Source organism: Streptomyces sp. NPDC014623 (assembly GCF_043088245.1).
Classification (GTDB): domain Bacteria; phylum Actinomycetota; class Actinomycetes; order Streptomycetales; family Streptomycetaceae; genus Streptomyces.
Genome location: NZ_JBIBZU010000029.1, coordinates 24,265 through 47,572 on the forward strand (window position 1 = coordinate 24,265; position 23,308 = coordinate 47,572).

A 23,308-nucleotide genomic window follows, 5' to 3' on the forward strand; every position below is an offset into this window, starting at 1 on the left:
ACCGACCGAGCCCAGCCGGACCCTCAGAGGAGAGAAACGACCGTGACGGACATCGTCGACGAGCTGAAGTGGCGCGGGCTGTTCGCCCAGTCCACCGACGAGGACGCATTGCGCAAGGCTCTCGCGGACGGCCCGGTCACCTTCTATTGCGGCTTCGACCCGACTGCGGCGAGTCTGCACGTGGGCCACCTGGTGCAGGTGCTCACCATGCGCCGGCTCCAGCTGGCCGGGCTGAAGCCGCTCGCCCTGGTCGGCGGGGCCACCGGTCAGATCGGTGACCCGCGGCCGACCGCGGAACGCACGCTGAACGATCCGGAGACCATCGCCGAGTGGGTCCAGCGGCTGCGCGGGCAGATCGAGCCCTTCCTCACCTTCGAGGGCCCGAACGCCGCCACGATGGTGAACAACCTGGACTGGACCGCGGGCATGTCCGCGATCGAGTTCCTCCGGGACATCGGCAAGCACTTCCGGGTCAACAAGATGCTCACCAAGGACTCGGTGGCCCGCCGGCTGGAGTCGCAGGAGGGCATCAGCTACACGGAGTTCAGCTACCAGCTCCTCCAGGGCATGGACTATCTGGAGCTGTACCGGCGCTACGGCTGCACCCTCCAGCAGGGCGGCAGCGACCAGTGGGGCAACCTCACGGCGGGCATCGACCTGATCCACCGCCTGGAGCCGGGCGCCGCCGTGCACGCTCTGGCGACGCCCCTGATGGTGAAGGCCGACGGCACCAAGTTCGGCAAGTCCGAGAGCGGGGCCGTGTGGCTCGACCCGGAGCTGACGACGCCGTACGCCTTCTACCAGTTCTGGCTGAATGTGGATGACCGGGACATCTCGACGTACATGCGCATCCTCAGCTTCAAGAGCCGTGAGGAGCTCGAGGAGCTGGAGAAGCTGACCGAGGAGCGCCCGCAGGCACGTTCGGCGCAGCGTTCGCTGGCCGAGGAGCTGACGACGCTGGTGCACGGCGGCGCGCAGTGCGCGGCGGTCATCGCGGCCTCGAAGGCGCTGTTCGGCCAGGGTGAGCTCGGCGAGCTGGACGAGGCGACGCTGAGCGCCGCCCTGTCCGAGGTGCCGCATGCCCAGGTCACCGAGCTGGGTCCGGTGGTGGATCTCCTGGTCGAGGTCGGGCTGTCCGCCAGCAAGTCGGCCGCCCGCCGCACGGTCAAGGAAGGCGGGGCCTACGTGAACAACGCGAAGGTCACGGACGGCGAGGGCGCCCCGGCCCGCGAGGAACTGCTGCACGGGCGCTGGCTGGTCCTGCGCCGGGGCAAGAAGAACCTGGCCGCTGTCGAGGTCACGGCCGGCTGACGCCGGCGAGCACAGCACCGCGGCCGGTCACACACGACGCGTGACCGGCCGCGGTGCTGTGCCGTACCGGGTCAGGCTCTCTGCTTCCTGCCCCGGTTGCCCCGGATCGACTGCCAGAGCATGTCTCCGACACCGACGACGACCACGGCGCCGATCAGCTGCAGCACATGACGGATCCAGTCGATCCCCTTGGTGTCGTTGACACCGATCCAGGTGGCGACGGCATTGCCGAGGATGCCGCCGAGGATGCCGAACACCACCGTCAGCCAGAGGGGGATGCTCTGCTTCCCCGGCAGGATCGCCCGGGCGAGCACGCCCAGTACCAGCCCTACGATGATTGCCCACAACCAGCTCATATCGCCTCCTCGTGCGGCGCTGTGTGCGCACGTTCGCCCCAGTCTCGGCCTGCCGGGCGTACGCCGCACGCCGGGCAGGGCCGTACGTGAGGCCGCGGTCGGGATCCGTACGGACGGGGGGCGCCCCGGGCTCGAATACGGCGTAGGCCAGGCGTACCGTGGAAGCCGCACCGTCCGGGGAAGACCGGCACAGAGATCTGGTGGTGGAATCACGATGCGGAAGCAGAGCGGCACGGAGGTCTTCCGTATCACGGGTGCCCGGCAGGGGCTCGCCGATGACGTGCGTGGCAGGCAGCGGCGTTACATCATCTCGATGTCCGTGCGCACGGTCTCCGTGGTGCTGGCCACGACCCTGTGGAATGTCGAGAGGCACGTGGCCGTGGTGGCGCTCGCGCTGGGTGTCCTGCTCCCCTATGTGGCGGTGGTCATCGCCAACGCCGGCCGTGAGAACGCCCCTTCACTCCCCTCCACGTTCGTGCCCGCACCGATGCGGCCCGCTCTCGGCGCGGCTCCCGCGGCCGGTCCCGCGGGGCCGGCTCCGGAGCCCGGGGGCGGCAGCCGCGTGGGCGAGCCGCGCCCCACGGACTGAGCAGCAGCACTTTGCGGGGCCCGGAAGAGCTGAGGGCAATCATGACGTTCCGGTGCGGCGGACCCCGGGCCCCGTGGCATACTGCGTGAGCGCTCCGCATCCCCCGTCGGAGCGACGGACCGACGCCGGGCAGCTCCCCCCGTGGCTGCCCGGCGTCGCCGTTCTCCGGCGGGGACGCGTCGGCGAAAGACCCCCGCAGCCGTCGTTCCCGGCAGACCGGCTCCCTCTCCGGAGCCCGCGAAAAGCCCAGATCAACCATGCCGTTCCGGTGCACCCTGTCCCGTACCGCGTGACATATGCGCGGCCCGGGTCGGCTCCGGCCCCTGAACGCCGCAGCGAAAGGGGTCGCCTCACATGACACACGAACCGCGCAGGCATCCGCTCGACGGGCTCACGGATCACCGGGACCGGTTGATCACCGTGATAGCCATCGTCGTCGTCGCGGCCGCACCGTGGATGGGTGAGCGGTCTGCCGCAGCCGCACTCAGCCTGCTCGCGGCGGCGCTCCCCGCGACCGCACGGATCCGGGGTGGGCGCACCGCCTGACCACAGCTCTGACGGCACGTGCACCGGGCCGGAAGCCGGGGCCGAGCACACGTGCCGGTCCGCCTGGCCGGGCGGACCGCCGCAGAAGCACGAGGTTAGGGTTGAGGCCGTGAACTTTCCCGATACCTCCGCCGGGAGCTCCACCGGATCACCGGTCTGCTCCGCCAAGGGCTGTCGAGCCGATGCCGTGTGGGTGCTCGCCTGGAACAATCCGAAGCTGCACACCCCGGAGCGCCGCAAGACCTGGCTGGCATGCGACGAGCACCGGGAGCACCTCTCGTCCTTCCTCGGTGTGCGGGGTTTCCTCAAGGACGTCGTGACGCTGGCGGAGTGGGAGTCCTCAGCCGCCGATCGCTGACATCGGACGGTCGGGCTGCAGGAAGGCGGGGTCGTCGAGGCCGGATCCCGCCTTCTTGCCCCACATCGCGAGCTTCCAGATCCTGGCGATCTCCTCGTCCGGCGCGTCGGAGCGCAGGGCGCCACGCAGGTCGGTCTCCTCGCGGGCGAACAGACAGGTGCGGACCTGTCCGTCGGCGGTGAGCCGGGTGCGGTCGCAGGCTCCGCAGAAGGGCCTGGTCACGGAGGCGATGACGCCGACGCGGTGCGGGCCGCCGTCCACGGTCCAGCGCTCCGCGGGGGCGGATCCGCGCTCCTCCTCGCCTTCCGCGGTGAGGGTGAACCGCGTGCGCAGCGAGGTGAGGATGTCGCCCGCCGTGATCATGCCGTCGCGCTTCCAGCCGTGCTGGGCGTCGAGCGGCATCTGCTCGATGAAGCGGAGCTCGTAGGCGTTCTCCACGGCCCAGGCGAGCAGGTCGGGGGCCTCGTCCTCGTTGAGCCCGGGCATGAGGACGGAGTTGACCTTGACCGGGGTCAGTCCCGCTTCGCGGGCGGCCTGGAGTCCTTCCAGCACGTCCTTGTGCCGGTCGCGGCGGGTGAGCGTCTTGAAGACGTCGGGGCGCAGGGTGTCCAGGGACACGTTGACCCGGTCCAGACCCGCGGCCTTCAGGGCGCCGGCGGTGCGCTTGAGACCGATGCCGTTGGTGGTCAGCGACATCCTGGGGCGGGGATCCAGCGCGGCGCACCGCTCGACGATCGAGACGAGGCCGGGGCGCAGCAGTGGCTCGCCCCCGGTGAAACGGACCTCGGTGATGCCGAGAGCGGTGACGGCGATACGGATGAGCCGGACGATCTCGTCGTCGCTGAGCAGGTCGGTCCTGGAGAGCCACTGCAGGCCTTCTTCGGGCATGCAGTAGGTGCAACGGAGATTGCACTTGTCGGTCAGTGAAACACGCAGGTCGGTGGCGACCCGGCCGTAGGTGTCGACGAGCACTGTGGGCCCCCTCCCCCGGTGGTGTGCGCGGTTGCGGTTCTGACTCCTCCGAGACTACGCGAGACCTGTGACATGGCGGGGGCCCGGTTGGCACGAGGTGCGGCGGGGCCCCGTCGTAGGTCTCTACGACGGGGCCCCGTACGAGGTGCGGCAGGCTGGTCAGTGGGCTCCGGTGCCGGTGAGGGACTTGACCTCGAGTTCGGCGTACTTGCCCTTGTCCGGCTCCTCCTTGGAGAGGACCGAGCCGACCCAGCCGAGCAGGAAGCCCAGCGGGATGGAGATGAGGCCCGGGTTCTCCAGGGGGAACCAGGCGAAGTCCACGCCCGGGAACATCGAGCTGGCCTTCCCGGAGACGACCGGGGAGAACAGCACCAGGAAGACGGACGAGGCGAGACCGCCGTAGATGGACCAGAGGGCGCCCTGGGTGGTGAAGCGCTTCCAGAAGAGGCTGTAGAGGATGGTCGGCAGGTTGGCCGAAGCGGCGACGGCGAAGGCCAGGGCCACGAGTCCCGCGACGTTCAGGTCGCGGGCCATCGCGCCGAGGCCGATGGAGACGACGCCGATCGCGACGGTGGCCCAGCGGGCCGCGCGCATCTCCTCCTTCTCGGTCGCCTTCCCCTTGCGGATGACGTTGGCGTAGATGTCGTGGGCGAAGGAGGACGAGGAGGCCAGGGTGAGGCCCGCGACGACGGCGAGGATCGTGGCGAAGGCGACGGCGGAGATGACGGCGAGCATGATGGCACCGCCGGTGGTGCCGACCCCTCCGAGGTACTCGGCGAGCTGGGGCGCCGCCGCGTTGCCCGCCGGGTTCTTCGCCTTGATCTCCTCGGGCCCGATGAGTGCCGCCGCGCCGAAGCCGAGGGCGATCGTCATCAGGTAGAAGGCGCCGATGATGCCGATGGCCCAGTTCACGGACTTACGGGCGGCCTTGGCGGTCGGGACGGTGTAGAAGCGGATCAGGATGTGCGGCAGGCCCGCGGTGCCGAGCACCAGCGCGATCCCGAGCGAGATGAAGTCCAGCTTCGACACGTCCGTGACGCCGTACTTGAGGCCCGGCTCCAGGAACGCGGCGCCGTGGCCGCTCTTCTCCGCGGCGGTGCCCAGCAGGTCGGAGATGTTGAAGTCGAACTTCCAGAGCACCATGAGGGTCATCAGCAGCGCGCCGGCGATGAGCAGGACGGCCTTGACCATCTGCACCCAGGTGGTGCCCTTCATGCCGCCGATGGTGACGTAGAGGATCATGAGCACCCCGACCAGCGCCACGATGAGGATCTTTCCGGCGTCGCTGGTGATGCCGAGCAGCAGCGCGACGAGGACTCCCGCGCCCGCCATCTGGGCCAGCAGGTAGAAGATCGACACGACGATGGTGGAGACGCCCGCGGCGGTGCGTACCGGCCGCTGCCGCATCCGGTAGGCGAGGACGTCGCCCATGGTGTAGCGGCCCGAGTTGCGCAGCGGTTCGGCGACGAGCAGCAGCGCGACGAGCCAGGCGACGAGGAAACCGATGGAGTAGAGGAAGCCGTCGTAGCCGAAGAGGGCGATGGCGCCGGCGATGCCGAGGAAGGACGCCGCCGACATGTAGTCGCCGGAGACGGCGAGGCCGTTCTGGAAGGCGGTGAACTGCCGGCCGCCCGCGTAGAAGTCCGACGCGCTCTTGGTCTGCCGGCCGGCCCAGACGGTGATGCCCAGGGTGGCCGCGACGAAGACCGCGAAGAGGGTGATGATCAGCGGCCGGTGCTCGGTCGTCGACGACGAGGCGGCGAGCTGGTTCAAGGTGTGCGATGCGTACGCGGCGCTCATGCGTCGGCCTCCAGACGGGACTTGATGGCCGCGGCCTGCGGGTCGAGCTTGTTCGTGGCGTGGCGCGAGTAGAACCAGGCGATGAGGAACGTGGTGGCGAACTGGGCGAGGCCGAACACGAAGGCGACGTTGAAGTTCGCGAAGACGATCTTGCTCATGAAACCGTCGGCATAGCTGGACAACAGCACGTACAGCAGGTACCAGGCGATGAACCCGACCGTCAGGGGAAAGGCGAAGGAGCGGTGGGAGCGGCGCAGTTCGGTGAACTCCGCACTGTTCTGCGCGGCGAGGAACGCCTCGGTCGTGGGCTGGACGGGACTGCCGTCCTCAGGGGACGGGGGCGGCGGTGTTTCGGTGGCCACGGATTCTCCTCGCGACGCGGGTGCGGTGGTGGGGACGGTGGGTTCCAAGGGGAGTCCTCTGCGTTCTCGGGTGGTGGGGGCTGAAATGTGCGCGACTCCCTGTGCAACGGCACGGAGAGCGCGGCGAAGCGGTTCACCGCAGGTTCGGTCTTCTCCGGCCGGCACCCGTGGACGCGACCCTCCCAGGTCACACCTCGAACTCACTTGCCCGTATTCATTGATGTGCCGCGAAGATCAGCGATAAATTCACTGGTCATGTACCGGACCGGACACGCCCGTGTCCGGCTCCACCGGCACGGATGATGTGGAGAACCCATGGCTCATCTGGCATCCAGACGGACTCGCGTGCTCACGCTGCCCGTCGGGCTCGCGCTCACGGCCTCGCTCGGCTTCCTTCCGACGGGTACCGCGTCCGCGGCACCTGCGGAGGGGCCGGCGGCGGTTCGCACGGACGGCCCCACGCTGTCGTACGTCGTCAACACGCGGGCCGGCCACGGCACCGTCAAGCAGGTGCGGAAGGCGATATCCGCGGCCGGCGGAACCGTCGTGACGTCGTACGACAAGATCGGCGTCATCGTCGTCCACTCGCAGAACCCGGACTTCGGCGCGACGATCCGCAAGGCCAAGGGCGTCCAGTCCGCGGGCGCCACGCGCACCAGCCCGCTCGTCCCGCAGGCGACGAAGGACATCGGGGTCGAGCAGCCCCTCACCGCCGGCCAGGCGCGGGCGGCGTCGCAGGACGCGGTGGCGGGCCAGGACCCGCTGGAGCCCCTGCAGTGGGACCTGCCCGCCATCAAGGCGGACAAGGCACACAAGAAGTCGCTCGGCAGCAGCAAGGTCACGGTCGCCGTCATCGACACGGGTGTGGACGACACGCACCCGGACCTGGCCCCGAACTTCGACCGCGAGGCCTCGGTGAACTGTGTGTCCGGCGCCCCGGACACCACGGACGGCGCCTGGCGGCCGGCGGCCGGCGAGAGCGACCACGGCACGCACGTCGCGGGCACCATAGCCGCGGCGAAGAACGGCACCGGCATCACCGGTGTCGCGCCCGGCGTGAAGGTCTCCGGCATCAAGGTGTCCACGCCGGCCGGGTTCTTCTACGCCGAGGCCGTCGTCTGCGGCTTCGTCTGGGCCGCCGAGCACGGCGTCGACGTGACCAACAACAGCTACTACACCGACCCGTGGCTGTTCAACTGCAAGAACGACCCGGACCAGGGCGCCCTGGTCGAGTCGGTCACCCGCGCCACCCGCTACGCGGAGGGCAAGGGCGTCGTCAACGTCGCCGCGGCCGGCAACTCCGACCACGACCTGGCCCTGGACGCCATCGAGGACACGACGAGCCCCAACGACACGACGCCGGTCACCCGCACGGTCGACCCGAGCGCCTGCCCCGACATCCCGACCATGATCCCGGGTGTCGTCACGGTCTCGGCCACCGGTGCGAAGAACCTCAAGTCCTCCTACTCGAACTACGGCCTCGGAGTCGTCGACGTGGCCGCCCCGGGCGGTGACTCGACGCGCTACCAGACGCCGGAGGCGCCGGCCGACAACGGGCTGATCCTCTCCACGCTGCCCGGCGGCGGATTCGGCTACAAGGCGGGTACGTCCATGGCCTCCCCCCACGTCGCGGGGGTCGCGGCCCTGATCAAGTCGACCCACCCGTACGCCTCGGCGGCCGGGGTGAAGGCGCTGCTGACCCACCAGGCCGATGCCACCGCGTGCGGCGCGCCGTACGACATCGACGGTGACGGCACAATCGACGCGGTCTGCGAGGGCGGCAAGCAGTACAACGGCTTCTACGGAGCCGGTGTGGTGGACGCGCTGGACGCGGTCCGCAGGTAATACGTGGGAGAGGGGCCGGGGACGGCTGTCCCCGGCCCCTCTCGTGCGACGCACCGCTACGGCCCGGTGAGGGCCTTGAGCGCGGTGCGCCAGCCCATCTCCCGGTGGCCTTCCGCACCGACGGCGGGGGAATCCACCGGTCCGCCGAGCGCCCCCCGGGTGAGCAGGTACTGCGCGGCCAGATAGGTCAGCATGACCGAGAAGTCGTGTGCGGGCAGTTGCGGCCGGTCCGCGATACCGGTCGCGATGAGCGCGTCCGAGAGCAGGAAGAGCGCGCCGCCGAGGGCCGCGTGACGGCCGAGGGCGCCCGCCCGCCAGGCCATCGCGGTGAGCAGCAGGCTGTAGCCGGTCAGAGGGACCCTCAGTTCGCCCGGCAGGCCGGGCCACAGGAGCACGACGAAGGTCGCCAGGACGGCGGCGTACGCGACGCCGGCCGTCGGGGAGACGCGGTCGCGCCCGAAGAGCCACAGGTAGCAGACGTGGCCGGCGGCGAAGGAACCCATCCCGGCGAGGAAGGCCGTGTCCGAGCCGGGCATCAGCAGCACGTCCCCGCCCCAGCCGAACAGCAGCGCCGCGATGAGCGGACGCGGGCCGCCACGCGCGGCGGCGTAGGCGGCTAGCAGGGGCATCAGCAGCGGCTTGGTGACCTGGTGGGCGGCGTCGACGCCCACCAGGAGCCCGGTCAGGTGGACGGTGGAGACCGCCAGGAAGGCCGCGAGCAGCGGGCGCGCGAGCCGGGGCGCACCCGTGCGGGGCGTCATCCGGCCTGCTCGGTGGCGGCGGCGCGCGGCGGCGCGGGCGCAGCCGTGGCGGCGGGCGCCCCGGCGGCGCGTGAAGGCTGCCAGCCCGGCCCGCGGAAGATCCGTCCGGCCCGCTCACCCCAGCTGGTGGCCGCCCGGACGTCCCGGGCGATGGCCGCGTACTCATGTGTGGCGACGCGCAGGGGGTTGTAGGTGGCGATGTTCTTGGTGAGGCCGAACACGGGCCGCTCGGTCTCGGCGGCGAACGAGCCGAAGAGCCGGTCCCAGACGATCAGGATGCCGCCGAAGTTCCGGTCGAGGTAGCCGCCCTGCGAGGCGTGGTGCACCCGGTGGTGGGAGGGGGTGTTGAGCACGTACTCGAAGGGCCGGGGCAGCTTGCCGATCCGTTCCGTGTGCACCCAGAACTGGTAGACGAGGTTCGCCGAGGAGCAGAAGGCGAGTGCGGCCGGGTGGACCCCGCAGGCGATGAGCGGGACGTAGAACGGCCAGACGGTCAGTGAGGTCCAGGGCTGGCGCAGCGCCGTCGTGAGGTTGAACTTGCGGCTGGAGTGGTGGACCACGTGGCAGGCCCAGAGGACCCGGATGACGTGGTGGCCCCGGTGGGACCAGTAGTAGCAGAAGTCCTGGGCGACCAGCATGAGCAGGACCGTCCACCACAGGAGCGGGACCCGCAGCGGGGTCAGCTCGTACAGGGCCGCGTAGACCGCCACGATCGGTATCTTCCACAAGAGGTCGAAGACCAGGCTGCCCAGCCCCATGGTGACGCTGGTGGCGGCGTCCCTGGCGTCGTACCCGGCGGCGTCCTCGTCCGGGTGCAGCCGGTGGAGGGCCATCTCGAGGGCGGTGAGCAGGACGAAGGCCGGGATCGACCACAGCACGACATCGGGCAGGTTCGGCTCCATGGGAGCACCGTAGAGCCGCCCGGGGTGCCGGGTACAGACGTTGTTACCGACAAGTATGTGAGACATGGCGTCATGAGCGTTCGGCAGGTTCCGCCGGGCGCCCCCGCCGCAGGACCTCCGGCACGGGCGCCACCAGGGGGAGGAACACGCGTGACCGGCACGGAGGTTCACCGGTCCGGCCGGCCGCCACGGTCATCGGCGCGGCCACCAGGTCACTGCCGGCCCTCGGACCGGGCGCGTCGCCGGCGCCGTGACCCACCGCCCGGCGCCACCTTCGGGCTCACGGCGGGAGGGCGCCCGGATGGGTCCCTGTCGGTCCCGGCCCGTATTCTCTGTGACCATGCTCGACGACCGTCAGACCGCAGCCCCGTGGCCGGCCGCGTATCCCCGGGGATACGCGGTCGTCGACGTGGAGACCACCGGACTCGCCCGCGACGACCGGATAGTGTCCGCTGCCGTGTACCGCCTGGACGCGAGAGGCGCCGTCGAGGACCACTGGTACACCCTGGTCAACCCCGAGCGGGACCCCGGGCCCGTATGGATCCACGGGCTCACCAGTGACGTCCTGGAGGGTGCGCCGCTCTTCCCCGAGGTCGCCGCGCAGCTGTCCGAGCGGCTCGCCGGACGGGTTCTCGTCGCCCACAACGCGGCCTTCGACTGGTCGATGATCGCCCGGGAGTACGCGCGGGCGGCGATCACCGCTCCCGTGGAGCAGCGGTTGTGCACCATCGCGCTCGCCAAGGAGCTCCGGCTGCCCCTGCCCAACCACAAGCTGGAGTCGCTGGCCGCACACTTCGGCGTGGTGCAGCAGCACGCGCACCACGCGCTGGACGACGCCCGGGTGCTGGCCGAGGCGTTCCGGCCGAGTCTGCACGCGGCAGCCAGGGACGGGGTGCGGCTGCCGTTGCTGGAGTGCCGCCCGCTGACGGAGTGGAACGACTCCCCGGTCACCCCTCGCACCGGGTACCGCCCGTCACAGGGACAGGGGAGCTGGCGTCCCTCGCGCAAGCGTCCCGCGTGCCCGTATCCGAATCCCGGGCGTTACGAGTCGGACAAACCGCTCATGCAGGGCATGCGTGTGGCCTTCTCCGGTGACACCTCGATCGACAGGGAACTCCTGGAGGACCGCGCCGTGGAGGCGGGCCTGCACGTGGCGACCAGCGTGTCGCGGCTGACGAGCCTGCTCGTCACCAACGACCCGGACTCGGCCACGTCCAAGACGGTGAAGGCCAGGTCGTTCGGCGTCCCCATCCTCGAGGAGAGCGCGTTCACCCATCTGCTGAGGGATGTGGCGCCGGCCGGGACGGTCGCCGTACCGGACCCGTCAGCGTCATCGGAGTGAACCGGCGGCGACTCGCCCCGCACCGGCTCGCCCGCCGCCGCCCGGCGCCCCACCCTGTGGCGCATGGCACGTTGTGAGGTTTGCGGAAACGACTACGGGATGTCCTTCGAGGTGCACGCGCAGGGGGCGGTGCATGTCTTCGACTGCTTCTCCTGCGCCATCCACCGCATGGCGCCCATCTGTGAGCACTGCCGGGTCCAGGTCATCGGCCAGGGCGTCGAGGTCGACGGTCACTGGTACTGCGGCGGCCACTGCGCCCGCGCCGAAGGAAGGACGGGCATCGTGGACAAAGTATGACGAGCCGCCCCGTCCGCACGGGGGACCCTCCGTGCCGCACCCCATGGCCCCGGCTGTACGGTCATGGGGTGTACCGCTTCCTGTTGACCCGGCAGTGGGTGATTCTCACCCTCCTCGTCCTGGCCATGATTCCCACGATGGTGGAGCTGGGTTTCTGGCAGTTCCACCGGCATGAACACCGGGTCGAGCAGAACGCGCTGATCACGCGGAACCTGGAGGCGGACCCGGTCCCCGTCACCCGCCTCACCTCTCCCGGGCACACGGTGCCCCGCTCCGACTACTGGCGCGCCGTGACGGCCACGGGGACGTTCGACACCGAGCACGAGGTGGTCGTACGCCGCCGTACCTCGCGGGACGAACGCATCGGCGTACTCGTCCTGACCCCGCTGGACCTCAAGGGCGGGGGCACCGTCCTGGTCAACCGGGGCTGGGTGCCGGCCGCCGCCGACCAGCGGACCTATCCGGAGGTCCCCGCCCCGCCCCGCGGCGAGGTCACCGTCACGGGCCGGCTCAAGGCGGACGAGACGACGGGGGCCAGCGGCATCAAGGACCTCGAGGGCCTGCCGGACCGCCAGGTGATGCTGATGAACAGCTCGCAGCAGTCGCAGTTGCTCGGCCGCCCCGTACTGGGCGGGTACGTCGAGCTGACCGGCCCCGAACCCGCGGACGGCAGCCCCGAGACGATCGCCGCCCCCGACGACAGCTCCATCGGCCCTCACATGGCGTACGCCGTCCAGTGGTGGCTGTTCACCGCAGGGGTCCCCGTCGGCTGGTTCATCCTCGTACGCCGCGAGAAGCGCGACCGCGAAGAGGCCGCCAGGGGCGGCGAGGACGGCGAGAAGGCGGCCCAGCCGGAACCGGCGACCGCCTGAGCTCCGTGCCGCCGGTTCTGTTCGTACCGGTTTCGCTGCTTAACGGGGCCGAGGTCCGGGAAGACGCCACAGCGTGACCCCACCTATCGAGGACTACGCCATCATCGGCGATCTCCAGACGGGCGCCCTGATCGGCAGGAACGGTTCCGTCGACTGGCTGTGTCTGCCCCGCTTCGACTCGGGTGCCTGCTTCGCGGCCCTGCTGGGAGACGAGGAGAACGGCCACTGGCGTATCGCCCCCCAGGGCACGGACAGCACGGAGACCTGCACCCGGCGCGCCTACGTGGACGACTCCCTGGTCCTGGAGACCTTCTGGGAGACCAGGACCGGGACCGTGAAGGTCGTCGACTTCATGCCGCAGCGCGACAAGGCGCCGGACGTCATGCGGATCGTCGAGGGTGTCAGCGGCAGCGTCGACATGAGTTCCGTGCTGCGGCTGCGGTTCGACTTCGGTTCCGTGGTCCCGTGGATGCGCCGCTCGCACGGTCACCGCGTGGCCGTCGCGGGCCCCGACTCCGTCTGGCTGCGCAGCGAGCCGCCGGTCAAGACCTGGGGCCAGGAGTACAGCACGTGCTCCTCCTTCACGGTCGCCGAGGGTGAGTCCGTGGCATTCGTCCTCACCTGGCACCCCTCGCACTCCCCCCGCCCGAAGCTGATCGACCCTTACGAGTCGTTGAAGCACACCCTCGCCGACTGGGCGGAATGGGCCGCGCAGTGCACCTACCACGGCAGGCACCGGCAGGCGGTGCTCCGCTCCCTGATCACCCTGAAGGCGCTCACCTACGCCCCCACCGGCGGAATCGTGGCGGCCCTCACGACCTCGCTGCCCGAGGAGATCGGGGGCGTACGGAACTGGGACTACCGCTACTGCTGGCTGCGGGACTCCACCCTCACCCTCGGGGCCATGATCTCGGCCGGGTACGTGGAGGAGGCGGCTGCGTGGCGGGACTGGCTGCTGCGGGCCGTGGCCGGCGATCCCGCGGACCTCCAGATCATGTACGGCCTCGCCGGTGAGCGCAGACTGCCGGAGACGGAGCTGCCGTGGCTGAGCGGCTACGAGAACTCCGCCCCGGTCCGCACGGGCAACGCGGCGGTACGGCAACGGCAGCTCGATGTGTACGGCGAGGTCATCGACTCGCTCAGGGTGGCCCGTGAGGCCGGTCTCGACGACAAGACGCACGCCTGGAACCTGCAGCTCAGTCTGCTCGGCTTCCTGGAGGCCGCCTGGCGCGAACCGGACGAGGGTCTGTGGGAGGTCCGCGGGGAGCGCCGCCACTTCGTGCACTCCAAGGTGATGGCGTGGGTCGCGGCCGACCGTGCGGTGCGCACCCTGGAGGAGAACCCCGGTCTGCCGGGTGACGCCGACCGGTGGCGGGCGATGCGGGACGCCGTGCACGCGGAAGTCTGCGAGAAGGGTTATGACCCCGTACGCAACACCTTCACCCAGTACTACGGCTCCCAGGAGCTGGACGCCTCGACGCTGCTCATCGTGCGTACCGGCTTCCTGCCCCCCGGCGACCCCAGGGTGATCGGGACCGTCGACGCGGTGCGCAGCGAGCTCGCCCACGACGGTCTGATCCGCCGCTACAGCACCGAGGGCGCGTCGGTGGACGGCCTTCCCGGTGACGAGGGGGCATTCCTCGCATGTTCGTTCTGGCTGGTCGACGCCCTGCTGCGGACGGGCCGCAGGGACGAGGCCGAGGTGCTCTTCGAGCGGCTGCTGGACCTGCGCAACGACGTGGGGCTGCTGGCCGAGGAGTACGACCCGGCGGCCGGGCGCCAGCTCGGCAACTACCCGCAGGCCTTCAGCCACATCGGTCTGGTGAACAGTGCGGTCGACCTGGCCCGTGCGGACTTGGCAGGATAGGACCATGGATCTTGGACTGAAGGACCGTGTGTACATCGTCACCGGTGCGACCCGGGGGCTGGGCAACGCCACCGCGCGTGCTCTCGCCGCCGACGGGGCGAAGGTGGTCATTTCCGGCCGTGACGAGGAGGCCGCCGCCGAGGCAGCCGCCGAGCTGGGCCCCGACGCACTCGGGCTCGGTGCGGACAACGCCGACCCCTTGGCCGCCCGACGCCTGGTGGACGCCGCGAAGGAACGTTTCGGCCGACTGGACGGCATCCTCATCAGCGTCGGCGGCCCCGCGCCGGGCTTCATGGCCGACAACACGGACGACCAGTGGCAGTCGGCCTTCGAGTCGGTGTTCCTCGGTGCCGTACGTCTGGCCCGTACGGCGGCCGAGGCGCTCGGCGAGGGCGGGGTCATCGGCTTCGTGCTCTCCGGATCCGTGCACGAGCCGATCGCCGGTCTGACGATCTCCAACGGACTGCGCCCCGGCCTCGCCGGCTTCGCCAAGTCCCTCGCCGACGAACTGGGCCCGCGCGGCATCCGGGTCGTCGGGGTCCTGCCGTCCCGGATCGACACGGACCGGGTGCGTGAGCTCGACGCCCTGTCCGGCGACGCGGAGGCCTCCCGTACGGCCAACGAGGCGCGTATCCCGCTGCGCCGTTACGGCACCCCGGAGGAGTTCGGGAAGACCTCCGCCTTCCTGCTCTCCCCCGCCGCCTCCTACCTGACGGGCATCATGGTGCCGGTCGACGGCGGCGCCCGGCACGGTTTCTGACGCTCCCGCGCCGACGGACCGCCGCCTGACCCGCTCCGCGCGGTCCTTCGCGCCGTCAGTTCACGCGTTCCGCCCGGTGCTTGACCGCTTTCAGCCGGACCTCGGCGGGCAGTTCGTCCAGCCCCGCCGAGGTCCGGGCGTGTTCCAGGGCCCCCTCGGAAAGGCCACGCAGCGCCGGCCCGGGGGCCGCGTGCGGCTCCATCAGCAGCCGGACCCGGGCCCGCGGTGCGGTGCGCCGGCCGGTCAGCGTGGCCTTGGCGTCGGACACCCCGCCCAGCGCACCCGCCTCGTCGGCCAGCGCGCCCTCCAGAGCCCTGCCGCGCAGCAGCGCGCCCTCGCCGTCGCCACTGTCGACCAGCACCTCGGCGAGGTGCCCCCGGCGCAGTTGGGCCAGGAACCACCACAGCGCGAGCACCACCAGGACGGCGAGGAGCGCGATGACGACGGGCCACCACCAGCCCTCGTCCCGCCACCTGGTCCGGTCGGCCTTGCTGAGCAGCACGTCCTCCGTGCCGTCGAAGGGCAGCCAGGAGGGTACGGACAGACCGAGCCCGGACACGAGGACGGCGGCGCCGAGGACGAGGAGGACCAGTCCTGCCAGACCGAGCAGGACCCGGTTCACGGATCTGATCACGGGGTCACCCCTTCTTCGCAGGTCGGCGTACACGCACGGAGAGGCCGGGCGGCCGGGCCAGACCCAGTTCGCTGACGGCCCTGCCGAGGACGTCGTCCAGGTCGGCCCTGACGTCGTCGAGTTCACGGAAGTGCGAGAGGGCCCGCACGGTCGCCTTGCGCCGTCTCACCTTCACCCGGGCGGACTGCACCCCGGACACCTTCACGGCCCGGTCGCGCAGGACGCGGGCGGCGGCGGTCCGGTCGAGTCCGGCACGTACGCCGGCGTGGTGGCGGCTCATGGGGAGGAGGGCGCGCAGTCCGGGGGTGAGGGCCAGGAGCAGGAGCCAGAGACCGAGTGCGGCCGCGAGGGCGGACCCTGCCAGGACCCACACGTCGTCGAGATGACGGCTCGCCAGGTCGTCGGCGACGGAGCGCCGCCACTGCATGGCGGGGCGGCCGGCCCGCACCGCCGCGATGTCGTAGAGCAGGAGCCCGCAACCGCCGAGGACGATCAGGGCGACCAGCGCCGCGGGGATTCTGCGCCCGGACCAGAACCGGCCCGTCCGGCCGCCCCGGTGGTCCGGTGCGGGGACGGGTTCGTAGGACGAGTCCGACGCGGACCGGTCCGCCTCCAGCACGCCGCCCGGTGGCGCCGGCTCGGTGGTGGACAGGTGCCGCGTACTGTTCTCCGGCTCGTGGGGCTCGGTCATCGGATGCTCCCCTCCGGTGCGGTGCCCGCTCCCGACGGATACAGCCGTTCGACCTGCACCGCCACTTCGGGTACCTCCATCCCCGCCAGGGTTCTTACCCGCTCGGTCACGCGACGGCGCACCGAGCCGCACCGACGGCCGATGTCGCAGGGGTAGGCGAGGTCGAGGCTGACCCGGACCCGCGCGGTGTCCTGGTGCACGGTGACGGTGGCACGCGGCGTGGCGGCGCCCTCGGGCCGTTCGCCGGCCGCCTCCTTGGCCGCCTGGGCGGCGATCTTCGCGACGACCCGGTCGGCGACCCGGGTCTGCCCGCGCCCGGCGGCGTCGACCCGGCCTGTCATCCCCGTCACCGTCGCCGGTCGCCGCGCTCGCGACTCCGGAAGAAGTCGCCGGGTTCCAGGTCGCCGTCCAGGAAGCGGCCGGCGACGAAGCCGACCGCGCCCAGCGCGGCCACCAGAAGAAAGGCCCCGAACCCGCCGAAGTACCCGGCGAAACCGAGTGCCATGCCGGCCACCAGGCCGACCACAGCCATGCTCATCGTGTGCTCCTCAACTGCCGGACGTGACAGATCTACTGAACGCGGGACTCCGACTCGTCCTCGTCGTCCTCCTCGTCGGGCAGTTTCACGTCGCTCACGGCGATGTTGACCTCGACGACCTCCAGGCCGGTCATCCGCTCGACCGCCGCGATGACGTTCTCGCGCACGTCGCGGGCCACTTCTCTGATGGCCACGCCGTAGTCGACGACGATCTCCAGATCGACCGCGGCCTGCGACTCGCCGACCTCCGCCTTGACGCCGCGGGACACGGACTTGTTGCCGCCGGGAACGCGGTCGCGGACCGCGCCGAACGTCCGGGAGAGGCCGCTGCCCATGGCGTGGACACCGGCGATGTCCCGTGCCGCCATTCCGGCGATCTTCTCGACCACACCGTCGGCGATGGTGGTGCGACCGCGGGTCGCGGGGGCTCCCCCGCCGCGCTTGCTGAACTGGCTCTGCCTGCCGTCGTCCCCGCCGGTCACACTGCCGGGGCTGTCGGGCCGGTTCCGCTGTGGGCTCTCGGTCATCGCCGCTCTTCCCTTCGGGGCGGGTTGTACTTCCGTGGCTCACAGTAAGTGCGCTTCCGTGGTCCCGCGCCGTGGATGAGGCAGGGTGGAGCAATGACAACGGCTGACAGCCCGCACCGGGCCGACGGATGGACCGCCGCGGTACGCCAACGGCTCGGTCTGGGCAGATTGCTCCCTCTGGGTGGCCCCGCCGGCGGTTCCTGGATCGCGGAACGAGCGGCGACGACGGTGCTGCGGGACGCCGCCGCCGGAACGGGGGCCGTCCTGGGCACGCTCAGGATCGCCCCTGCCGACGGGGACCACGCCCCGGACCCGGTGGTGCCGGGGCCTCCCAGCGCACTGCCGCCCGGCCCGCTGCGGATCGAGGCCGGTTTCTCCGCGACGGCGCGGCGGCCACTGACCGTGACGGCGGACGCGCTGCGCGCGGCTCTGCTGACGGTGGCGGTCCAGCGGCTCGGTCTGGTGGTCGACGAGGTGGACCTCCGGGTGACGGAGCTGCTGGAGGAGGAGCCGGCGCCGGCCAGGGCTCCGGCCGCCGAGATGCTCGCGGCGGCACCTGAGGGGGCTGCCGCGAGGGCGGCGGCCGGGGTCCCGGGCGTGGTGTCGCTGACGCGGGTACTGGGCGGTGCCGTGCAGCACACGGAGGGGCATGTCCGGCTGGAGCTGGCGACGGCCGGGGACCACCGCGCGTTCGATGTGGCGCAGGCGGTGCGTGAGGCGGTGGCCGGGGCCGTGGAAGGCCGTCCGACGGTCGCCGTGCTGGTCACGGCCGTCGTGGACCGCGCGTGACGCTGCCCCCGCCGGACGGCGGGGGCAGCGTGTGCCGGGTTTCCGTCTTTTCAGTCGGAGAGGCCGGCGAGGTCGCGCAGGCGGCGGCCCTGGGCGGCCCGCTCGGCGGTGCGCTGCTCCTCGTAGTCACGCGAGAGTGCGCCGCTCAGCAGTGCCTTGGTCTCGACGACCGCGTCGCGCGGGGCGGCGAGCAGGGCCGCGGCCAGGTCGGCCCCCGCGGCGTCGAGCTGGTCTGCGGGGACCACGAGGTTGGCGAGACCGGTGCGCTCGGCCTCCTCCGCGTGCACGAAGCGCCCGGTGGCGCAGATCTCGAGCGCGCGGGCGTAACCCACGAGGTTCACCAGGGGGTGGGTGCCCGTGAGGTCGGGGACGAGGCCGAGGCTGGTCTCACGCATCGCGAACTGCACGTCCTCGGCGACGATCCGCAGATCGCAGGCGAGGGCGAGCTGGAAGCCCGCGCCGATCGCGTGTCCCTGGACGGTCGCGATCGACACGATGTCGTTGCGGCGCCACCAGGTGAAGGCCTCCTGGTACTCGGCGATGATCGCGTCGAGCTCGGCTTCCGGGCCGCGCGCCATGTCGAGGAAGGAAGGCTCGCCGTCGAATCCTTCCGGTGCGAATGCCTGCCGGTCGAGGCCCGCGGAGAAGGACTTGCCCTCACCGCGCAGCACGACGACCCGCACACTGCCGGGGAGCGCCCGTCCGGCCTCTGCCAACGCCCGCCACAGAGCGGGAGACTGAGCGTTGCGCTTGGCCGGGTTGGTGAGCGTCACCGTGGCAACCGCGTCTTCGACGGTGAGCCGTACGCCATCCTTGTCGAGCACGGAGTCGAGCGAGGTCATGGAGGCCTCCGGATCGGGTGCAGTCAGCACTTACTGGCAAGTAACTGAACAGTAACCACCCGGGCGACCTGACGATCGACCGGGTGGCCACCCGGTGTTCCGGTGAGCCCCGGAGCCGGCCTCGGCCGTCCCCGGGCCGCTGCCCGCCGTCAGGCCGAAGCGGCCTTCTTGCCTCGAGTAGCCCCGCCGCGTCCCCGCAGCGTGACTCCGGACTCGCTGAGCATCCGGTGGACGAATCCGTAGGAGCGGCCGGTTTCCTCGGCCAGCGCCCGGATGCTTGCACCGGAGTCGTACTTCTTCTTCAGGTCTGCCGCGAGCTTGTCGCGCGCGGCGCCGGTCACCCGGCTGCCCTTCTTCAGAGTCTCGGCCACCCGTGCCTCCTCAAGGAAGTGCGCTCTGAACTCTCATGATCACCCCTTCCCGGCTTCATGGCCACCCATTCGGCAAGGTATGTACGGCGGGATTCACCGCCCCGAAGCGGTCCGACACAAATGGAACTCAGAATTCCAGGGTGTCTCGCGGCCCCGTGGGGCGGAGTGCGGGGAGAAGAGGCAGGTCAGAGCCGTACCTGGTGGGGCGGCCCGAAACGAGTGCGCCCGGCAGATAGCCGCCGGGCGCCGCGCCGGGGTACGAGACCCGCTCACCCAGATGACGGATCACCGATGGGCCGAATGATCCAGACGCGTTGGATCACCGGGCTTCTCCCCGGACCCGGGGGCGCGTGCGGGTCAGGCGAGGGCGACCAGGTCCCGGTAGTCCGCACCCCAGAGGTCCTCGACCCCGTCGGGCAGCAGGATGATCCGCTCCGGCTGGAGCGCCTCGACCGCGCCCTCGTCGTGGGTGACGAGGACGACGGCACCCTTGTACGTGCGCAGGGCCCCGAGGATCTCCTCGCGGCTGGCCGGGTCGAGGTTGTTCGTCGGCTCGTCGAGCAGCAGCACGTTGGCGGAGGAGACGACGAGCGTCGCCAGGGCGAGCCGGGTCTTCTCCCCGCCGGAGAGCACTCCGGCGGGCTTGTCCACGTCGTCACCGGAGAAGAGGAAGGATCCGAGGGTCTTGCGTACCTCGACGAGATCGAGGTCGGGCGCCGCGGAGCGCATGTTCTCCAGGACCGTGCGCTCCGGGTCCAGGGTCTCGTGCTCCTGGGCGTAGTAGCCGAGCTTGAGGCCGTGTCCCTCGATGACCTGGCCGGTGTCGGGCTTCTCGGCGCCGCCGAGGAGCCGCAGCAGCGTGGTCTTGCCCGCACCGTTGAGCCCGAGGATGACGACGCGTGACCCCTTGTCGATGGCGAGGTCGACGTCGGTGAAGATCTCCAGTGAGCCGTAGGACTTGGACAGGCCCTCGGCCATCAGCGGGGTCTTGCCGCACGGGGACGGGTCCGGGAAGCGCAGCTTCGCCACCTTGTCGGAGACCCGCACGGCCTCCAGCCCCGAGAGCAGACGGTCGGCCCGCTTGGCCATGTTCTGGGCCGCGACGGTCTTGGTCGCCTTGGCGCGCATCTTGTCGGCTTGCGCGTTGAGGGTCGCGGCCTTCTTCTCGGCGTTCTGACGCTCGCGCTTGCGGCGCTTCTCGTCGGCCTCGCGCTGCTGCTGGTAGAGCTTCCAGCCCATGTTGTAGATGTCGATCTGCGCGCGGTTGGCGTCGAGGTAGAACACCTTGTTGACCACCGTCTCGACGAGCTCGACATCGTGGGAGATCACGATGAAGCCGCCGCGGTACGTCTTGAGGTAGTCGCGCAGCCAGACGATCGAGTCCGCGTCGAGGTGGTTGGTGGGCTCGTCCAGGAGCAGGGTGTCGGCGTCCGAGAACAGGATGCGGGCGAGCTCGACACGGCGGCGCTGGCCGCCGGAGAGGGTGTGCAGGGGCTGGCCGAGCACCCGGTCGGGCAGGCTGAGCGCGGCGGCGATGGTGGCGGCCTCGGCCTCGGCGGCGTACCCGCCCTTGGTGAGGAACTCCGTCTCCAGTCGCTCGTAGCGCTTCATCGCCTTCTCGCGGGTGGCGCCCTTGCCGTTCGCCATCCGCTCCTCGTTCTCCCGCATCTTGCGCAGGATCTCGTCGAGTCCGCGGGCCGAGAGGATGCGGTCGCGGGCCAGGACGTCGAGGTCGCCGGTGCGGGGGTCCTGCGGGAGGTAGCCGACCTCGCCGCTGTTGGTGATGGTGCCGCCGGCCGGCGTCCCCTCACCCGCAAGGCACTTGGTGAGCGTGGTCTTGCCCGCGCCGTTGCGGCCGACCAGGCCGATGCGGTCGCCCTTGGCGATGCGGAAGGAGGCGGACTCGATGAGGATGCGTGCGCCGGCGCGCAGCTCGATGCCGGAAGCGGTGATCACGGAAATACTCCAGGGCGGTATGGACGGCGGAGGGACAGCGGGCTCACGACTCGACGCCGCCTAATGCACAAGGAGAATTGCCATGGGACTCAGTCTACTGGCGGTGTCCACCTGCTTTTCGTCATGCTCCTGCCCCGTCGGCGCGGCGCCGCGGGTGCGCCACCCGGCGGTGCCGGCCCGTCTGCCACCCCGCCACCGGCACCGGCCGCGCTTTCGCGGAGGTGGCCTGCGACCGGCGGGGCAGCGAGACGGAGATCACGTCGAAAGGCGTCCGTGAGCGGGAGACCGGGGTGCCGTCGCGGGTCCCGGAGTATCACCGGGGAAGCGGTGCACGAAGGGAGGAACGGCAGCGTCCCCCGTGCCGAGCCGCCCTGCGGCAACAACGGGGCGAGGACCGCTTCGGAGGGGTGCGGGCGCCTTCGCCCAGGCGATGGCGGGCACCGGGACGGAGGCCCTGCTGCCCGCCCGCCGGGGCCGCGGCTCGCGCGGCTGCGCGGCGCGGGGCCCGGAGGGCGGCGTCCGGAGCTCCGGGCCCCGCTCCCCTCGGACCGGGCCTCGCCCGGGACTTCGCGGGCCTCGCGGTCACACCCCGCCGTTGTGCACCTGGAAGGCGGCGCGGCGTACGGCTTTGGCGAGGGCCGGGTCCGGGTGGGCGGCGGCCAGGGCGACCAGCACCTGGACGGTCCGCGGGTGCCCTACGGCCCGTACCTCGTCCAGGAGCGCGGGGACCGTGCCCTGGACGGCCGAATCGAGATGACGGACCAGCAGGCCCGTCTCGCCGTGGTCGGCCACGGCCGCGGCGGTGTCCACCCAGAGCCAGGTGGCTTCCTCACGGCTGAGGACGTCCTGGGCGTCGTCCGGGTCGGTGCCCTCGTACTCGGCGAGCCAGAGCAGTGCGTACGGACGCAGCGGCGCTTCGGTGGCGACGGAGCGGACGACGGGCTCCGCGGGGGCCCCTACGACGCGCAGGGCCTCGAAGGCGAGGCCGCGCAGCAGGGCGTCCTCGCCTCGGGCGACGGCCAGCAGTTCGGTCACGGCGCTGCCGACGGGCCGGGCGGCGAGCCAGGCCCGGTATTCGGCGCGGGCCGGGCCAGGGGTGAGCCGTGCGCAGCCGAGCAGCATGTCGGCCGCGGACTGCTCGATGTTTCCGGCCGGGCTCTGGGCGGCGACGCAGATCTGCTCCAGCTTGACCCAGACCGCCCAGTTGCCCAGCGGGGTGAGAGTGGCGTGACCCGGGCCGAGCGTGAGGGCGCCGACGGAGGCGAGACCCTCCAGGGCCCAGTCGAGCAGCAGCGCGTTGAGGTCGGCGGGCCGCCCCCCGGCGGGGGCGGGCTGCTCCTGCTGACCGTACGGCACCTCGCAGCGTTCCTCGTGGAGTTCCGCGACGCGCTGTCCGAGCAGGTCGAGGAGCGCGGGCACGGTGACCGGCCCCGCCGAGAGCTGGAGGAGGGAGAGCACCTGGGGCACGGCCTCGACGGCCTCCGCCACGGCGGTGGCCTCGATGCCCTCGGGCGAGGCGTGGACGAGCGACCAGGCGTCGAAGAGCGCCACCCAGCCGCGGAGCACGGCCGAATCGTCACGGTCCCAGGCGCGCAGCCGCCATCCGGGGCGGGCGGTGTCGCCGTGCAGTTCGATGAGCCCGGCCAGCCTGGCCCGGTCCCAGCCGGTCCGCACCTGGGCCGGGGACAGTTCGAGCGCGGCGGCGGCCCGTTCCAGGACCTGGGCGGCGAGCGGGGCGGAGCCCGGGCTCGTGCCGTCCGCGGCCCAGCGGGCGATCCGCACGGCGTCGGCCAGTACGGCCCTGGCCTGGCGTGCCAGTTCCGCCGGGGGCGGTGTGCCCTCGGGTGGGCGGGGCGCCGGCCTGGTGCGCCGGGTCGTCACGGCCTTACGGGCGGTCGCCTGGGGTCGCGGGCGGACAAGTCGCAGCCTGGAGTCGCGCGGGGTACGGGACGTCACGAGGAGCAGTCTTGCCTCTGACGGGCCGAAAGCCCAAACGGAAGCCGTGTCACCGGGGTTCGAA

At 71.3% G+C, this 23,308-nt stretch carries 26 protein-coding genes; 11 read left to right on the forward strand and 15 right to left on the reverse strand.

What is annotated here, in order from left to right; all coding sequences use genetic code 11:
• The first annotated feature begins 42 nt into the window (after nt 1–42).
• Nucleotides 43–1,311 carry a tyrosine--tRNA ligase gene (tyrS, locus tag ACF1FZ_RS31945; RefSeq protein ID WP_391776872.1) on the forward strand — a complete coding sequence of 423 codons (1,269 nt, stop codon included), beginning with the start codon at nt 43–45 and terminating at the stop codon, nt 1,309–1,311.
• A 71-nt stretch (nt 1,312–1,382) separates the two neighbouring features.
• Here the strand turns inward: tyrS and ACF1FZ_RS31950 are convergent, their stop codons facing one another.
• Nucleotides 1,383–1,667: a GlsB/YeaQ/YmgE family stress response membrane protein gene (locus tag ACF1FZ_RS31950; RefSeq protein WP_391776873.1), complete on the reverse strand. Its 285-nt coding sequence runs from the start codon at nt 1,665–1,667 to the stop codon at nt 1,383–1,385.
• Nucleotides 1,668–1,881: 214 nt separating this feature from the next.
• Between ACF1FZ_RS31950 and ACF1FZ_RS31955 the strand changes: the two genes are divergently transcribed.
• From ACF1FZ_RS31955 to ACF1FZ_RS31965, 3 genes are all read left to right on the forward strand, one after another.
• Nucleotides 1,882–2,256: a DUF3099 domain-containing protein gene (locus ACF1FZ_RS31955; RefSeq protein WP_391776874.1), complete on the forward strand. Its 375-nt coding sequence runs from the start codon at nt 1,882–1,884 to the stop codon at nt 2,254–2,256.
• Nucleotides 2,257–2,610: 354 nt separating this feature from the next.
• On the forward strand, nt 2,611–2,802 hold the full coding sequence (locus ACF1FZ_RS31960) for a hypothetical protein (RefSeq protein WP_391776875.1): 192 nt from the start codon (nt 2,611–2,613) through the stop codon (nt 2,800–2,802).
• Nucleotides 2,803–2,911: 109 nt separating this feature from the next.
• Nucleotides 2,912–3,160 carry a hypothetical protein gene (locus ACF1FZ_RS31965; protein ID WP_391776876.1) on the forward strand — a complete coding sequence of 83 codons (249 nt, stop codon included), beginning with the start codon at nt 2,912–2,914 and terminating at the stop codon, nt 3,158–3,160.
• On the opposite strand, the gene moaA is transcribed toward ACF1FZ_RS31965, so the two are convergent.
• From moaA to ACF1FZ_RS31980, 3 genes are all read right to left on the reverse strand, one after another.
• Entirely contained in the window at nt 3,143–4,132 is a 990-nt protein-coding gene (gene moaA, locus ACF1FZ_RS31970) for a GTP 3',8-cyclase MoaA (protein ID WP_391776877.1), read from the reverse strand. The genes ACF1FZ_RS31965 and moaA overlap by 18 nt on opposite strands.
• 159 nt (nt 4,133–4,291) lie before the next feature.
• On the reverse strand, nt 4,292–5,932 hold the full coding sequence (locus ACF1FZ_RS31975) for a cation acetate symporter (RefSeq protein ID WP_391776878.1): 1,641 nt from the start codon (nt 5,930–5,932) through the stop codon (nt 4,292–4,294).
• A complete protein-coding gene (locus ACF1FZ_RS31980) occupies nt 5,929–6,294 on the reverse strand; it encodes a DUF485 domain-containing protein (protein WP_391776879.1) in 366 nt (121 codons plus the stop codon). The genes ACF1FZ_RS31975 and ACF1FZ_RS31980 overlap by 4 nt, the downstream gene beginning before the upstream one ends.
• Before the next feature lie 315 nt (nt 6,295–6,609).
• Between ACF1FZ_RS31980 and ACF1FZ_RS31985 the strand changes: the two genes are divergently transcribed.
• On the forward strand, nt 6,610–8,139 hold the full coding sequence (locus ACF1FZ_RS31985; RefSeq protein ID WP_391776880.1) for a S8 family serine peptidase: 1,530 nt from the start codon (nt 6,610–6,612) through the stop codon (nt 8,137–8,139).
• 56 nt (nt 8,140–8,195) lie between these two features.
• Here the strand turns inward: ACF1FZ_RS31985 and ACF1FZ_RS31990 are convergent, their stop codons facing one another.
• Both ACF1FZ_RS31990 and ACF1FZ_RS31995 read right to left on the reverse strand, forming a co-directional pair.
• Nucleotides 8,196–8,900 (reverse strand): lysoplasmalogenase, encoded by a 705-nt coding sequence (locus ACF1FZ_RS31990; RefSeq protein WP_391776881.1) that lies wholly within the window; start codon nt 8,898–8,900, stop codon nt 8,196–8,198.
• Nucleotides 8,897–9,802, reverse strand: coding sequence for a sterol desaturase family protein (locus ACF1FZ_RS31995; RefSeq protein WP_391776882.1), 906 nt, complete (start codon nt 9,800–9,802; stop codon nt 8,897–8,899). The genes ACF1FZ_RS31990 and ACF1FZ_RS31995 overlap by 4 nt, the downstream gene beginning before the upstream one ends.
• Before the next feature lie 334 nt (nt 9,803–10,136).
• On the opposite strand from ACF1FZ_RS31995, the gene ACF1FZ_RS32000 reads away from it, so the two are divergent.
• The 5 genes from ACF1FZ_RS32000 to ACF1FZ_RS32020 all read left to right on the forward strand — a co-directional run bounded on the left by ACF1FZ_RS32000 (nt 10,137) and on the right by ACF1FZ_RS32020 (nt 14,940).
• On the forward strand, nt 10,137–11,144 hold the full coding sequence (locus ACF1FZ_RS32000; protein WP_391776883.1) for a DEDDh family exonuclease: 1,008 nt from the start codon (nt 10,137–10,139) through the stop codon (nt 11,142–11,144).
• A 63-nt stretch (nt 11,145–11,207) separates the two neighbouring features.
• On the forward strand, nt 11,208–11,441 hold the full coding sequence (locus tag ACF1FZ_RS32005; protein WP_078492597.1) for a hypothetical protein: 234 nt from the start codon (nt 11,208–11,210) through the stop codon (nt 11,439–11,441).
• Nucleotides 11,442–11,509: 68 nt separating this feature from the next.
• Nucleotides 11,510–12,313 carry an SURF1 family protein gene (locus ACF1FZ_RS32010; RefSeq protein WP_391776884.1) on the forward strand — a complete coding sequence of 268 codons (804 nt, stop codon included), beginning with the start codon at nt 11,510–11,512 and terminating at the stop codon, nt 12,311–12,313.
• A 73-nt stretch (nt 12,314–12,386) separates the two neighbouring features.
• Entirely contained in the window at nt 12,387–14,180 is a 1,794-nt protein-coding gene (locus ACF1FZ_RS32015; protein WP_391776885.1) for a glycoside hydrolase family 15 protein, read from the forward strand.
• Nucleotides 14,181–14,184: 4 nt separating this feature from the next.
• Nucleotides 14,185–14,940 (forward strand): SDR family oxidoreductase, encoded by a 756-nt coding sequence (locus ACF1FZ_RS32020; protein ID WP_391776886.1) that lies wholly within the window; start codon nt 14,185–14,187, stop codon nt 14,938–14,940.
• A gap of 55 nt (nt 14,941–14,995) precedes the next feature.
• On the opposite strand, the gene amaP is transcribed toward ACF1FZ_RS32020, so the two are convergent.
• Genes amaP through ACF1FZ_RS32045 form a run of 5 tightly spaced genes read right to left on the reverse strand, consistent with a single transcriptional unit; the run spans nt 14,996 to nt 17,330 of the window.
• Nucleotides 14,996–15,574, reverse strand: a complete 579-nt coding sequence (gene amaP / locus ACF1FZ_RS32025; RefSeq protein WP_391776887.1) for an alkaline shock response membrane anchor protein AmaP — start codon at nt 15,572–15,574, stop codon at nt 14,996–14,998.
• 4 nt (nt 15,575–15,578) lie between these two features.
• Nucleotides 15,579–16,265: a DUF6286 domain-containing protein gene (locus tag ACF1FZ_RS32030; RefSeq protein WP_391776888.1), complete on the reverse strand. Its 687-nt coding sequence runs from the start codon at nt 16,263–16,265 to the stop codon at nt 15,579–15,581.
• Entirely contained in the window at nt 16,262–16,615 is a 354-nt protein-coding gene (locus ACF1FZ_RS32035) for a hypothetical protein (RefSeq protein ID WP_391776889.1), read from the reverse strand. Before ACF1FZ_RS32035 ends, ACF1FZ_RS32030 begins: the two co-directional genes overlap by 4 nt.
• Complete coding sequence (locus ACF1FZ_RS32040) at nt 16,612–16,803, reverse strand: hypothetical protein (protein WP_031099868.1); 192 nt, start codon at nt 16,801–16,803, stop codon at nt 16,612–16,614. The genes ACF1FZ_RS32035 and ACF1FZ_RS32040 overlap by 4 nt, the downstream gene beginning before the upstream one ends.
• A gap of 32 nt (nt 16,804–16,835) precedes the next feature.
• The gene (locus ACF1FZ_RS32045; protein WP_391776890.1) at nt 16,836–17,330 is read right to left on the reverse strand and encodes an Asp23/Gls24 family envelope stress response protein; all 495 of its coding nucleotides are present in this window, start codon (nt 17,328–17,330) and stop codon (nt 16,836–16,838) included.
• Nucleotides 17,331–17,423: 93 nt separating this feature from the next.
• Between ACF1FZ_RS32045 and ACF1FZ_RS32050 the strand changes: the two genes are divergently transcribed.
• Nucleotides 17,424–18,119, forward strand: coding sequence for a hypothetical protein (locus ACF1FZ_RS32050; RefSeq protein WP_391776891.1), 696 nt, complete (start codon nt 17,424–17,426; stop codon nt 18,117–18,119).
• Nucleotides 18,120–18,169: 50 nt separating this feature from the next.
• Here the strand turns inward: ACF1FZ_RS32050 and ACF1FZ_RS32055 are convergent, their stop codons facing one another.
• From ACF1FZ_RS32055 to ACF1FZ_RS32070, 4 genes are all read right to left on the reverse strand, one after another.
• Nucleotides 18,170–18,961 carry an enoyl-CoA hydratase/isomerase family protein gene (locus ACF1FZ_RS32055; RefSeq protein WP_391776892.1) on the reverse strand — a complete coding sequence of 264 codons (792 nt, stop codon included), beginning with the start codon at nt 18,959–18,961 and terminating at the stop codon, nt 18,170–18,172.
• Nucleotides 18,962–19,110: 149 nt separating this feature from the next.
• Nucleotides 19,111–19,332 carry a helix-turn-helix domain-containing protein gene (locus ACF1FZ_RS32060; RefSeq protein ID WP_006123601.1) on the reverse strand — a complete coding sequence of 74 codons (222 nt, stop codon included), beginning with the start codon at nt 19,330–19,332 and terminating at the stop codon, nt 19,111–19,113.
• Between the two features lie 357 nt (nt 19,333–19,689).
• Nucleotides 19,690–21,288: an ABC-F family ATP-binding cassette domain-containing protein gene (locus ACF1FZ_RS32065; RefSeq protein ID WP_391776893.1), complete on the reverse strand. Its 1,599-nt coding sequence runs from the start codon at nt 21,286–21,288 to the stop codon at nt 19,690–19,692.
• A gap of 582 nt (nt 21,289–21,870) precedes the next feature.
• Nucleotides 21,871–23,169: a hypothetical protein gene (locus ACF1FZ_RS32070; protein WP_391776909.1), complete on the reverse strand. Its 1,299-nt coding sequence runs from the start codon at nt 23,167–23,169 to the stop codon at nt 21,871–21,873.
• Between the last annotated feature and the right edge of the window lie 139 nt (nt 23,170–23,308).

Excerpts from the sequence above, each read along its gene's own strand:
- ACF1FZ_RS31950 (WP_391776873.1), bottom strand. The coding sequence starts at position 1,667 with ATGAGCTGGTTGTGGGCAATCATCGTAGGGCTGGTACTGGGCGTGCTC.
- ACF1FZ_RS31955 (WP_391776874.1), top strand. The coding sequence starts at position 1,882 with ATGCGGAAGCAGAGCGGCACGGAGGTCTTCCGTATCACGGGTGCCCGG.
- ACF1FZ_RS31960 (WP_391776875.1), top strand. The coding sequence starts at position 2,611 with ATGACACACGAACCGCGCAGGCATCCGCTCGACGGGCTCACGGATCAC.
- ACF1FZ_RS31975 (WP_391776878.1), bottom strand. The coding sequence starts at position 5,932 with ATGAGCGCCGCGTACGCATCGCACACCTTGAACCAGCTCGCCGCCTCG.
- ACF1FZ_RS31985 (WP_391776880.1), top strand. The coding sequence starts at position 6,610 with ATGGCTCATCTGGCATCCAGACGGACTCGCGTGCTCACGCTGCCCGTC.
- ACF1FZ_RS31990 (WP_391776881.1), bottom strand. The coding sequence starts at position 8,900 with ATGACGCCCCGCACGGGTGCGCCCCGGCTCGCGCGCCCGCTGCTCGCG.
- ACF1FZ_RS31995 (WP_391776882.1), bottom strand. The coding sequence starts at position 9,802 with ATGGAGCCGAACCTGCCCGATGTCGTGCTGTGGTCGATCCCGGCCTTC.
- ACF1FZ_RS32005 (WP_078492597.1), top strand. The coding sequence starts at position 11,208 with ATGGCACGTTGTGAGGTTTGCGGAAACGACTACGGGATGTCCTTCGAG.
- ACF1FZ_RS32020 (WP_391776886.1), top strand. The coding sequence starts at position 14,185 with ATGGATCTTGGACTGAAGGACCGTGTGTACATCGTCACCGGTGCGACC.
- ACF1FZ_RS32030 (WP_391776888.1), bottom strand. The coding sequence starts at position 16,265 with ATGACCGAGCCCCACGAGCCGGAGAACAGTACGCGGCACCTGTCCACC.
- ACF1FZ_RS32040 (WP_031099868.1), bottom strand. The coding sequence starts at position 16,803 with ATGAGCATGGCTGTGGTCGGCCTGGTGGCCGGCATGGCACTCGGTTTC.
- ACF1FZ_RS32045 (WP_391776890.1), bottom strand. The coding sequence starts at position 17,330 with ATGACCGAGAGCCCACAGCGGAACCGGCCCGACAGCCCCGGCAGTGTG.
- ACF1FZ_RS32050 (WP_391776891.1), top strand. The coding sequence starts at position 17,424 with ATGACAACGGCTGACAGCCCGCACCGGGCCGACGGATGGACCGCCGCG.
- ACF1FZ_RS32055 (WP_391776892.1), bottom strand. The coding sequence starts at position 18,961 with ATGACCTCGCTCGACTCCGTGCTCGACAAGGATGGCGTACGGCTCACC.